At 42.0% G+C, this 12,612-nt stretch carries 9 protein-coding genes; 3 read left to right on the plus strand and 6 right to left on the minus strand.

Features of this window, described 5'->3' with window-relative positions; all coding sequences use genetic code 11:
- The first annotated feature begins 168 nt into the window (after positions 1 to 168).
- Together BLO34_RS12705 and BLO34_RS12710 are read left to right on the plus strand one after the other, a co-directional pair.
- Positions 169 to 1,740, plus strand: a complete 1,572-nt coding sequence (locus BLO34_RS12705) for a family 16 glycosylhydrolase (protein WP_231959495.1) — start codon at positions 169 to 171, stop codon at positions 1,738 to 1,740.
- 180 nt (positions 1,741 to 1,920) lie between these two features.
- Positions 1,921 to 2,391, plus strand: coding sequence for a hypothetical protein (locus BLO34_RS12710; protein ID WP_157686823.1), 471 nt, complete (start codon positions 1,921 to 1,923; stop codon positions 2,389 to 2,391).
- Between the two features lie 120 nt (positions 2,392 to 2,511).
- On the opposite strand, the gene polA is transcribed toward BLO34_RS12710, so the two are convergent.
- The 6 genes from polA to BLO34_RS12740 form a co-directional block, all read right to left on the minus strand.
- On the minus strand, positions 2,512 to 5,352 hold the full coding sequence (gene polA / locus BLO34_RS12715; protein WP_090755829.1) for a DNA polymerase I: 2,841 nt from the start codon (positions 5,350 to 5,352) through the stop codon (positions 2,512 to 2,514).
- A 259-nt stretch (positions 5,353 to 5,611) separates the two neighbouring features.
- Positions 5,612 to 6,877, minus strand: a complete 1,266-nt coding sequence (locus BLO34_RS12720; protein WP_090755831.1) for an MFS transporter — start codon at positions 6,875 to 6,877, stop codon at positions 5,612 to 5,614.
- Positions 6,878 to 7,177: 300 nt separating this feature from the next.
- Positions 7,178 to 7,552: an ester cyclase gene (locus BLO34_RS12725; RefSeq protein ID WP_090755832.1), complete on the minus strand. Its 375-nt coding sequence runs from the start codon at positions 7,550 to 7,552 to the stop codon at positions 7,178 to 7,180.
- A 96-nt stretch (positions 7,553 to 7,648) separates the two neighbouring features.
- A complete protein-coding gene (locus tag BLO34_RS12730) occupies positions 7,649 to 8,809 on the minus strand; it encodes a DUF1501 domain-containing protein (RefSeq protein WP_090755834.1) in 1,161 nt (386 codons plus the stop codon).
- Between the two features lie 9 nt (positions 8,810 to 8,818).
- Positions 8,819 to 10,195 (minus strand): DUF1800 domain-containing protein, encoded by a 1,377-nt coding sequence (locus tag BLO34_RS12735; protein WP_090755835.1) that lies wholly within the window; start codon positions 10,193 to 10,195, stop codon positions 8,819 to 8,821.
- A gap of 115 nt (positions 10,196 to 10,310) precedes the next feature.
- Positions 10,311 to 11,177, minus strand: coding sequence for an alpha/beta hydrolase (locus BLO34_RS12740; protein WP_157686825.1), 867 nt, complete (start codon positions 11,175 to 11,177; stop codon positions 10,311 to 10,313).
- Positions 11,178 to 11,313: 136 nt separating this feature from the next.
- On the opposite strand from BLO34_RS12740, the gene BLO34_RS12745 reads away from it, so the two are divergent.
- On the plus strand, positions 11,314 to 12,537 hold the full coding sequence (locus BLO34_RS12745) for a metallophosphoesterase (protein WP_090755838.1): 1,224 nt from the start codon (positions 11,314 to 11,316) through the stop codon (positions 12,535 to 12,537).
- Positions 12,538 to 12,612 lie beyond the last annotated feature (75 nt).

Raw genomic sequence — 12,612 nt, forward strand, 5'->3', positions numbered from 1 at the left:
ATCGACCTATCGTTCGTGGATATTTTGCGATGAAAAGGTGATTCTAGGCAATACCAGAACAATTGAGTCTAACCTGGCCTTAACTTCGTAAGTATTAACAGGCGATGTGTTGTAAGAATATTTCTTTATAATCGACGTATATTGCTGATCCTCAAATAAAATATCCAGATGTTTAAAACTACTTTTTGTTTTCTTATTTTAATATCCAGTTTTTTACATGGTCAACAAATGCCTGTTGACTTTTCAGAAACTTCTGAAATTTTTACTGGATTCTCTGGTTCGACTTTTTCCAAGACTTCAAATCCGGAAAACTCCAGTGATGCTGTAGGTCAATTTTTAAATGATGGTCGGGTAGATTTCCAGGGATTTTTCTTGGATTTAAATAGAAACATCGATTTGTCGTTCCAACAGACCATTCAGTTGGAGATGTACGCCAGCGATGATAATGCACATACTGTGTTATTAAAACTTGAAAATGGTTCTGAGGACAACGTTGAGGTACAAGCGCAATTACCTGCAAATTCTGGAGATAATTGGAGAACGCTAATGTTCGATTTTTCGAATGCAAGATTTAGTGATGGTGGTGCTACTACCAATGCAACTGGAAGCTACAGTAGATTAACCATATTTATAGATGGAGGTCAGCTAGTTCCTGGAACTTATTTGATTGATGATATTGACGATGGCTCTACAGAAGAAGATCCAGAAGCGCTAGATGTCATCTATGATAATTTAGTTTGGTCAGATGAGTTTGATTCTCCTAATGGTGCAAAACAAGTGATCAATGCTGCCAATTGGTTTCATCAAACTCAAATTCCCGCTGGAGGTAATTGGTTCAATGGCGAGGTACAACATTACACGAATCGGATTGACAATTCCTTTGTTGAAGATGGATTTTTAAACATCGTTGCAATAAGAGAAAATTATAGAGATCAAGGAGTTACAAAAGACTTTACCTCTGCACGTTTGAATTCAAAATTTGCATTTACTTATGGTAGAGTAGATGTTTTGGCAAAACTACCTTTTGGCGAGGGCACCTTTCCAGCCATTTGGACTTTGGGAAAAAATATCAATGAAGATGGTGGTTTTTGGGATGAAGAGTTTGGGACGGTCAACTGGCCACGACCAGGAGAAATTGACATCATGGAACATGGTTTGGGAGCGACTAACCAGGTAGGTAGTGCGCTGCACACACCTTGTGAAGGTTGCTTTGGGAATACTCGAAACAACAAATCAATATTCATAAGTAATGTTGCGGAAGACTTTCATTTGTATTCTATGAACTGGTCTCCAGATCAGATTACTTTCCTAATCGATAATGAGCCTTTTTACACATATAATCCAGAGGTAAAAGATGCTGAAACCTGGCCGTTTGATAAAGATCAATACATGTTACTTAACGTTGCCATGGGCGGTATTTCTGGCTCAGTTGAACCTGGTTTCACCCAAAGCCCTATGGTGATCGATTATGTACGAGTGTATCAGAAAAGCACCGCCAGCATAGGCGATGAAGAATTGGACAAAGTAAGATTGTTCCCTAATCCAGCATCAGATTTAGTCAGCATCCAGTCGGTAAACCCTATTGATACTATAGAAATTTATTCTATGCTGGGCTCTCAAATACAGGCCTCGCTAACTTCAAATAATAGCTTTTCAGTCAGCGGTCTTTCTAGTGGCATATATCTGGTCAAAATGGTATCAGGAGCTTCAGTCAGTACAAAGAGACTGATAGTGAAGTAGTGGTTTGATAGGAGTTCGCTTTCGCGAAAGCGATATCATTACGATCTCTGACAAATTCAACGATATTTTCTTAACTATTTCTTCTGTTAAATACTGTAAATCAAGGTTAAACCTGGTTAAAGTTTTATTGGAAACACTGGTTTGTATCTAATTTAGGCAGGTTAATTTAAATACTAGATCATGAGATTTACAATAATAACAGCAGTTGTGGCTTTATTTTCAATGACCATTGCCACAGGTCAACAAATCAAGGATTCATCTACTGAAACGGTCACTAAAGAAGTGATGCAGGAAGGCAAAAAGATTTTTGAATACAAAGTGGTGACTGAAGAAGTCAAGAATTTGCGCTTTAAGTCAGAAGATTCTAATGAGACGAACCAAGAACTGGATCTTGCTGATTCACCAGTAAAAATTATCAAAACCATCTGGATCGATAAGAATGTCGATGGAACTTATGACAAGAAAGTAACCTTGACATACAACAGTGAGTACGATACTGACATCGAATTTGAAACCACAGCAGACGGGATCATTTTTACCAATGATCAAGGTCAAACGGAACTGATTACAGAACTAGGTTTCTACGTAATGAACGCCGATCAAACCGATGAGGTATATATCAACGTTGATACGACTTCAGTAATTTACTAGAATACAACTTCCATAAATCATAAACCCAGAAACAATTGTTTCTGGGTTTTTTGATTTTTTGAACTTTTCTAAGACTTTGCGCTTCCTTAACCGATGGAAAGATCTCCGCCTAAACTGAGATTAGTGTGCCTCCAACCAATTCTCACCAATACCAACTTCCACATCTAGAGGTACGCTCATTGTATAAGCATTTTGCATTTCTTTTTGAATGAGTTTTTTCATGTCTTCCAACTCATCATTGTGGATGTCAAAAACCAATTCATCGTGAACTTGCAGCAGCATCTTGGACTTGCAATTCATCGCAGCAAACTTTTTCTGGATGTTGATCATCGCGATTTTTATGATGTCTGCAGCGCTTCCTTGGATAGGTGCGTTCACTGCGTTACGCTCTGCGGCGCCTCGCACCACATTGTTGGAGCTTGTGATGTCTTTCAAATAGCGACGTCTGCCTAAAACCGTTTCCACATAACCATTTTCCCTCGCAAAAGCGACCTGGTCATCCATATAGGCACGCAGCTTTGGATAGGTTTTGTAGTAAGTCTCGATCAGTTCTTTGGATTCCGTACGGTCCAGATCTGTTTGATTGCTCAACCCAAAAGCAGACACTCCATAGATAATCCCAAAATTCACCGTTTTTGCATTACTGCGCTGTTCTCTCGTTACATCTTCCAATTCTACGTCAAAAACTCTGGCAGCCGTGGACGAGTGAATATCCTCTCCACTTTTAAAGGCTTCCATCATATTATCTTCCTCACTCAAGGCAGCAATGATGCGCAGTTCAATTTGCGAGTAATCTGCCGCGAGTAGCGTGTAGTTTGCATCGCGTGGTATAAAAGCTTTGCGCACCTGACGACCTCGCTCTGTACGTATTGGAATATTCTGCAGGTTGGGATCTGTGGAACTCAATCGTCCCGTCGCAGCCACCGTTTGCATATAGTTGGTGTGAATGCGCTGCGTTTCAGGATTTACCTGATTAGGCAATGCGTCCACATAGGTGCTTTGCAATTTAGCAAGCCCTCGATATTCAAGTACATCGGCAATAATTTGATGGTCTGCTGCGAGATAGCTCAGCACATCTTCAGCGGTGGAATATTGACCGGTTTTGGTCTTTTTCGGCTTATCGACCAGGTTTAATTTCCCAAATAAAATTTCTCCCAGCTGCTTCGGCGAGCCTATATTGAATTCCTCACCAGCTTCCTTATAAATATTTTCTTGCAGTTGTGCTATGTCGTCAGTTAGCTTTCGCGAAAGCGTGCTCAAGTAATCCTCATCCAGATTGATTCCTTCAATTTCCATAGCGGCAAGCACCTTCAATAGCGGGATCTCGATGTCGTGGAAGAGTTTATCGAGGTTGGCGGCCTTCATCTCTGGCGCAAAATGTTGCTTGAGTTGGAAGGTCACGTCAGCATCCTCAACAGCATATTCCTTGGCCTTTTGCACGTCCACATCACGCATCGATTTCTGGTTCTTACCTTTCTTGCCTATGAGCTCAGTGATGGATTGCGGCGTGTAGTTGAGGTAGGTTTCTGCCAGTACGTCCATGTTGTGGCGCATATCTGGATTGATGAGGTAGTGGGCGAGCATCGTGTCAAAAAGTGGTCCCTTGACGTCAACACCATACTTATCCAATACCTTGATATCATACTTCAAATTCTGCCCGATTTTCTCAATTTCAGCCGACTCAAAGAATGGTTTGAGCTGATCCACAACACCTTGCGCCTCATCACGATCTTCAGGAACAGGTAGGTAATAACCTTTGCCCTTTTCCCAGCAGAACGCGATCCCAACCAGCTCTGCCGCTAGCGGATCCAGTCCCGTAGTCTCTGTGTCAAAACACACGCTGGATTGTTTCATCAAGGTTTGCAGGAACAATTTAGTTCCCATTCCTTCCTGAACTACTTGATATAAATGGTCTGTGGTGGCGAGCGTTTGTCTGCCAGTGCTTTGAGCTTCGGCTTTAGTTCCAGAGCCTGGTGCATCAAACAAGGAGAATTGACCAGAACCGGCAGATGAACTTGAATCTGCGCTTGAACTTGAACCAGAATTTGATGGTTCTAGAATGTCTTCTGAAAAGATTTTGGCAAGCGTTTCCTTTGCTCTGCGGAATTCCAATTCATCAAATATCTCGTGAACCGCTTCCACATCTGGATCGTCCAGCGTGTATTTGTCTGCGCTGAACTGTACATCGCAATCCAGTTTGATGGTTGCGAGTTGTTTCGACAGGCGACCTAGATCTGCATTGTCGCGTATTTTCTCGCCTATTTTTCCTTTGATATTTACTGCATCATCCAGCAGCGCTTCCATACTGCCGTACTGCTTGAGGTATTTTTTGGCGGTTTTGTCACCTACACCAGGCAATCCAGGAATATTATCACTCGCGTCACCCATCATTCCCAGATAATCTATGACCTGTTCTGGACGCTCCACTTCAAATCGTTTCTGTACCTCTGGAATTCCCCATATTTCAATGCCATTTCCCATACGGGCTGGACGGTACATAAAAATATTTTCTGAAACTAGCTGCGCATAATCCTTATCTGGCGTGACCATATACACGGTAAAACCTTCTTTTTCGGCTTGTTTTGATAGGGTTCCTATCAAATCGTCTGCTTCTATTCCAGCTTCCACCACAATGGGAATATGCATCGCTTTGAGAATCTGCTGGATATATGGAATGGCTAAACGTATGGCTTCTGGAGTTTCATCGCGATTGGCTTTATAATCGGCATAAAGTTCGACCCGTTCTGCGCTTCCTTCCTTGTCAAAAGCCACTGCTAGATATTCAGGTTTCTCACGACGTATCACGTCAAACAACGAGTTGGTAAAACCCATTATCGCACTGGTATCCATACCCTTTGAATTCACTCGCGGATTCTTGATCAAGGCATAATAACCTCTAAAAATCAGCGCATAGGCATCCAGTAAAAACAGTCTTTTATCGTCAGTTCCGTCGTTTGTCAAAGTGTATGGGTTTTGTGAATGATAAAGATAAAATTCTCGTGGGAACTTGAACTTGAAATCGAACGAGAACTTTGAATTCAGGTTTTAATAATGATACTTGATCGAGCGTGATTGGATTGATTTTTCAAAACAACCGCTCGTTCTCGACTGCCGCTCGAATTGGTTTTCTTTTAAAGTAACTAATCTGGTAATTTTATCGCTTCTGCGCCTGCCTGCCGGCAGACAGGAAAGCGAACTATTACCAAGTCAATTCACACAATTAATCCTTGTCGTTTTCTTCAAAGTCCTTAGTCAAGTCCAGATTCCTAAACGTAGGTGAAACGGCCGCCGTGGTTATAACGGTGATGAGTGTCATTGTACCGCCAAAAACCACCGCCGTAACAGTTCCCATCAGTTTTGCCGTGACACCGCTTTCAAAGGCGCCCAACTCGTTGGAAGAACCCACAAACATCGAGTTGACGCTGGCTACGCGACCACGCATATGATCTGGAGTTTTGAGTTGTAAAATAGTCTGGCGTATAACCATTGAAACCCCATCAGTTACACCACTAAAGAATAGAGCGAGCAGCGAGACCCAGAAGATGGACGAAAGTCCAAACACAATGATACAGATCCCAAAACCGAAGATCGCCACCAGTAATTTCTTACCGGCATTCTTGCTGATCGGAATATAAGCCGTCGCGATCATCGTCAAAATCGCACCAACTGATGGTGCCGCACGTAGCACACCAAATCCCTCGCTACCAACCTTAAGAATATCTTGAGCAAAAATAGGCAGCAGGATCACCGCACCTCCAAAAAGTACCGAAACCATATCCAGCGTGAGTGCTCCCAGAATGGATTTGGTTTTAAAAACAAAGGACAAACCTTCCTTAAGACTTTCTTTGATGGGCTCATTGATTTTGGTATTGAGAATGGGCTTTTTGCCTACAAACATTACCGCAACCAGCGCCAGCATCACTAGACTGAAAACAATTAGCAATGACCAATGCACTCCAAACCAGCTGATCGCAAATCCAGAAAACGCCAATCCCACTACAGATGCAATTTGCCAGGAAGAACTGCTCCACGTCGCAGCATTTGGATAGACTTTTTTAGGAACGATAAGAGCAATGAGCGAAAACAGGATGGGACCGAAGAATGATCTCAAAAACCCGCCAAAAAACACCAACGCATACACTGAATATAAAACGGTATTAGTTTCCCAGCCATCGATAAATGCTGGCCAAGTCAGCAAGAACAGGCCTAGACTAATTAGTGAAAACGCACCTATGCAAAGTGCGAGAAGATTTCGCTTTTCCCGCTGATCCACGATATGTCCAGCAAATAGTGCCATCCCAAATGCTGGGATAAATTCCATCAAACCAATTATGGCGAGTGACAATGGATCTTTAGTCAGGGAATAGACTTCCCACTCAATCACAATGAACTGCATCGACCATCCGAATACCAGCAAAAAACGCATCAGTAAAAAGATGTTGAATTCTCTGAATCGCAGTGCTGCGTAGGGATCGTTTTTAGCCAAGGCGGATTTTCTTTTGAGCAGTAAAAGTAAAGTTTAAGAACCTAAAAACCACTCGTTTTAACTACCGCTTGATCCGTCTGTTGACGACGCTTTTCCTAATATATTTAGAACCAATATTGAGCGACGGTCGAGATATGGTTTTAGCAGGAAGATTATTACATCCTTTATTCTTAAAGTAAAAGGTTTGAAATAGCAGCAGATGATGAGAAAAGTGGTTTAATTGAACTATAACAGAGGCAACTTTAATTTCTCAACTAGACCCACAATTAGGCAAATTATAATTTTCTCAACCTTGGAAAATTAACACATCGTATTTGGATTAGCGGAAGCCTCTGGGATTTGCTGGATAGAATCCCAGTGTTCTACAATTTTTCCTTTATCGTCAAATCTGAAAAAGTCCATCGTGATATATTGATCATTTCCTGGCCAGATTTGATGTGTATGAAGTGCGACAAGATCACCTTCTGCAATGGTGCGAACAAACTCGATGGATTTATCGGGATATTCTCGTTGCATGCGCTCAAAATATTCTACAAAGCCATCAATGCCATTTGCCACATGAGGATTATGCTGGATGTATTCATCGCCTACATAGAGTTCGGTGGCCTTTTTTGGGTTGCCTTCATAGGCCATTTTGTAAAAGGCAACAGCATTTCTCTTCATTTCTTCAAGCATGGTTTCGATTTGAGGACTAAGATAGAAAACTAAACATTGCCCATTTATTAGGTTGATGAGACGTGACGCTTTCGCGAAAGCGAACTCATGAACGATCTAAAATATACCGAAATATGCACTATTTTTGATCCCAATCAGCGATGGGTCAAAGGATAATTTGTCTTTCAATAATGATGCGTAAACGCTTCTAAAATCGATGTTATAGATTAGATCGCCATCTTCTAAGTTAGCAAGATCTGGATTCTTGCCCAGTACACGACCGCGATTGCCACCGCCAATTATGAAAACAGGTGCTGCAGTACCGTGATCTGTTCCACTGCCGTTATCTGCCACACGTCTACCAAACTCTGAGAAAATGATCAATGTAATCTGATCCATAAGACCGGCTGCCTTCAAATCGTTGTAAAAGGCATACAAAGCATCGTTTACTTCAGTCAGCTTTCTGTTGTGGCTTCCCAGCTGGTTGTTATGTGTGTCAAAACCAGCTAACGAAGTATAATAGACTTTGGAATCCAACTGACCTTTTATGAGTTGCGCAATCCATTTAAGCTGCACGGCGAGACCACTTTTGGGATAATGGGACTCGGCTCCAGCTTTCTTGAGTGCTTTCTGGATTTCCTTGCTGCCGTCCTGAGTTCCTGCGGCAATGGTCCGTGCAAAATCCAGCGATGGATGACCGGACAGTTCAAAGTCTGTGTCTAGTTTTGTTTTGAATCGGTTGACGTTTCTTACTGTGATGCTGTTGGGTTCAGATCCTTTTAAAGCAAGATTATCGATGCGGTCCACGTTCATTCCTGCAGTAGGTATGACATCATTGCACTCAATGTCCAGATAACGACCCAACCAGCCGTTGCGCAAATACTCGCTGGATGTACTGCCGGTCTGCCAGATCTCCTGACTGCGAAAGTGTGACTTCACAGGTTCTGGATAACCTACATTTTGAAGGATCGTCATATCACCAGCCTGTTGAATGGCAGCCAGTCCGGTCAGTGCAGGATGAAAACCCATTCCCTTATTTTTATTGATCACATCATCTGCACTCAAACCTATGCTAGGCCGCAAAGCTTGATACAAAGGATCTGCAAATGGCACGTAGGTATTCAAGCCATCATTGCCACCATCCAATTGTAGAAACACCAATGCATTTCCTGAATTGCTGTTTACGGTCCTATTTGCGGCAGCCTTCAAAAAATTAGGCAATAACATCGCACCGCTGCTAGCGGTTCCTGTCAAGGTCAAAAAATTCCTCCTATTCATAGTGTGAGTTTATATGACCTGATATTCAGGTGTGGTAATAATATATTGATAAGCTCTCAAAATCCCGAGTTCTGCACCAGGAACGTGTGGTTTAAAATCATACGTAAGGATTTGCTCTAGATCTTCCTGAATGGTTGGCGTAGCAATCGATAGATTCTGATCCAGCAAATAGCTAATGATCTCTTTGTTAGTTCTGAGTTCTTCCGGAATATATAGTGTTGGTAATTTCGGATCATTTTGCATTTTCATCTTGTTACGTTTGAAAATGCGCTCGCCAGCGGTTAGCCACTGGGAAACTTGATTGCGTTGTAAATAAATGGCTGAGGTTAACCAGTTATTGCCGCCTTCCCATCCTTTAACGTTAGGCTGGTTGTACAACTCCATTGATTGGTCTCGCAGGAATCTGGCAATGGCAACCGGCTCTACCCGATCTTCCATGTTCAACTCGTTGATGGTTTGTAACGCAAAACGCAAGGGATCCTTGACTTTGGTAGCTATTGGGTTTTTGTCAAATTCGGTTAGGAAGATTTTTTCAAGTAACGGTTGGATTTCAAAATCTTTTGATTGTAAATAATCTCCATAAAATTTGACAAGCTCTGAAGATGGATCGTCATAAATGAACCATTTCAGGATCTTTTCTGTGATCAAGTATGGCGCTGCTTCCTGTTCAAAGATGATGTCCACAATAGTATCGCTATCAAAAACTCCAGTTTGACCCAAAAATGTCATGGAATCTGTCTCACGCTGTTTGTTGCGGTATCTTCCAGAAGTATCACCATAACTAAGACCAGCCAAAGCTCTGGCAGCATTCTTCACATCGTCTTCTGTGTAATGACCTATTCCCAGCGTGAAGAGTTCAAGCAGTTCGCGGCCTAAGTTTTCGTTATTTGCGTTCTTTCGGTTTTTGTCGTTGTCGAGATATGAAATCATCGCATTTGATTTGACCATCGCTTTGGTCAGATCTCTAAAATTGCCGAATGCATTTTTAGATAAAGCCGTGTAATGCTGATGAATCCATGGTGCTATTTTTACTTTTTGACTGGTCGATACAAAATGATTGTGCCAGAAACAGGTCATATTTTCACGCAGTGGATACTCTGCCGTTTGCATACGCTCAATCCAGTTGTAGCCTAAGGATCGCAGATTATTTCGCTGCTGTTTGCGTCTCTCTGCTTTGCCCTCTGGAGACATTTGATTGATCTCACGCCGTAATGACCGTATTTCTTTATACTTCTTGGGATATGCTCTTAAAAAATCTGGAGTTGTAATCTCTGGCTGGTAGGCAAAGGAATTATGGATAAACTGGTCAATGCCGTTTACCTCAATCAAATGTTGCTGTGCTGTACTGAAACCCAGACGCAACGACCACAACGCTTCCTTTTTCATAACTCCCTGAATTTTAGCTTGGACGCAGAAAGTTACTCAAAGTATAACTGACTATGAGTTAATTTTTAGGGTTGAGGATGGATGTTTGTTACGCTTTCGCGAAAGCGAACTCAACCTATAGATATTGCTCTATAAATGCTTTCACCTTTATCTGGAGATCTGCATATTGTTCCTGGGACCAGTTGCCGTGACCACCATCATAAATAGTGGATTCAAACGGAATGTTATTTTCCGTGAGCGCGTTTTCCAGGCTCGTGAGCTGGCTTAGTGCCACCAGCGTATCGCGATTGCCATAAAAATTGATGGTAGGCGATGAATTCTCATTGACCTGTAACGCAGGACTTACAGCAACAGCAGGATCAATACCGGCTGGGAACTCACTTGCATCAATAAGATTACTTAGCAGAAATTGAAAACCGCTGTTAGAAGTGTAAAAGGGATCTGTGAAATCCACGGGTCCAACAATATTAACCACAGCTTTTACTTGATCGTCATCGTCATATTTATAGTCATAAAGCGTGGCCAAATGAGCACCAGCGCTCAAACCCATCAATGCAAATTCTCCGTTTATCTGTAATTCTTGTTTGCGATCTTTTAGTTGCTGAAGCACGGCATCCACATCGTTGATCTGATTAGGAAAAGCAGGTATGAAGCTACCGTTTGCTAATCTATAATTCATATTGATAATCGCGTGCTCTGGAAATGCAGACTGCATCAGGGAAACATAGCCTTTTAGATCTGCCTTGTCACCGCTAATCCAACTGCCGCCGTGGATGATGACGATGGTTTTAGTGTCGCGATCGTTGCGACCGCTAGGTAAATACATATCATAAGCCTGCTGGTTGCTCTCGCCGTAGGAGACATTACGTTCAATGGTTTCAGGTAGTGTTTGTTGAGGTTCCTCTTGAGTCACTTCATCTGTGGTGGAGCAGGAACCTAGATTTAATGCCAGAAATACAAGTATATAATTGAATAGATTCATCAGGATCATTTTGAGGTTAGAATACTTCAAGCGGCGTGCCAAAGCACGTGAAGGTAGCCAATGGACGGAATGCTTTTGTGATAAACTTAATCGTCAGGATACACTTTAAATTGCACGTCTATAGTAGTTTCGCAGAATGAGATGGATTATCGCAATTGTTCTGGTTATTATTTTTGAGATTTATTCTTTCCAATTAATCAGAACCTTATCAAAAGACCACTGGTGGAAGTGGATTTATCTAGCCGTATCAGTAGCGGTTTTTGCTAATTTGATTTTACAGTTTTATCTCAATCCAGATCGATCTGTGATCTGTGGAGCGCGTGATTTTGCGATTACGTTATTCCTTGCTTTCTTTTTAGCAAAAGTGGTCTTTACACTCTTTATGCTAGGCGAGGATATCTACAGGCTGCTCGCTGGAACTTATCAAAAAATAGCAGGCGCTGGAACTGATAGCGGATTCCTGCCCAGCAGGCGCAAGTTTGTCTCCATGATTGGATTGGGTATTGCTGCATTGCCATTCGGTGCTATTCTTTATGGTGCTTTTAAGGGAAAATATGATTATCAAGTACGGGAATATGAGTTGTCCTTCAAAGATCTTCCTGATGCTTTTGACGGTTACAAGATCACGCAAATTAGCGATGTTCATGTAGGTTCTTTTGATGATCGAGAAGAAGTAGAATATGCTGTGGACCTTGTTAACAAACAAAATAGTGACATCATACTTTTCACCGGTGATTTGGTCAATAATGTTACTGCAGAAATGTATGGTTGGGAATCGCTCTTTGGTTCATTGACGGCGAAGGATGGTGTTTTCTCCACACTGGGAAATCACGATTATGGTGATTATGCAGAATGGGAGACACCAGCAGCAAAAGAAGCCAACCTTCGGGAATTACAAGATATTCAAGCCAAAATGGGTTGGAGGCTATTGATGGATGAGAATGTTTCCATTGATCGCGGTGCAGATTCCTTGAAAGTTGTGGGCGTTCAAAATTGGGGTGGCGGCCGTTTCCCTAAATACGGCGATCTAGAAAAAGCTTCTCGCGGCTTGCAACCAACGGATTTCAAAGTGCTGTTATCACACGACCCAACACATTGGGATGCACAAGTGAAAGAGAGCGACACAAATTTTCATCTAACGCTTAGCGGCCACACACACGGTATGCAAATGGGAATCGAGATTCCAGGATTCATAAAGCTGAGTCCTGCTTGGTTTGTATATAAAAAATGGGCTGGCTTTTATAAACAATACGGCAGGTTCCTTTATGTGAATCGAGGGTTTGGATTTTTGGGATATTCAGGTAGGGCAGGAATATGGCCAGAGATTACGGTAATAACTTTAAAGAAGGAAACCGTTTAGTTTTCGCGCTTTTCTGGCGATATTAAGTTGCATTAAGAAGACGTTTAGACCTTAATTGACCAATTTTATTACATT

Origin of the sequence: Nonlabens sp. Hel1_33_55 (genome assembly GCF_900101765.1) — a bacterium.
Classification (GTDB): domain Bacteria; phylum Bacteroidota; class Bacteroidia; order Flavobacteriales; family Flavobacteriaceae; genus Nonlabens.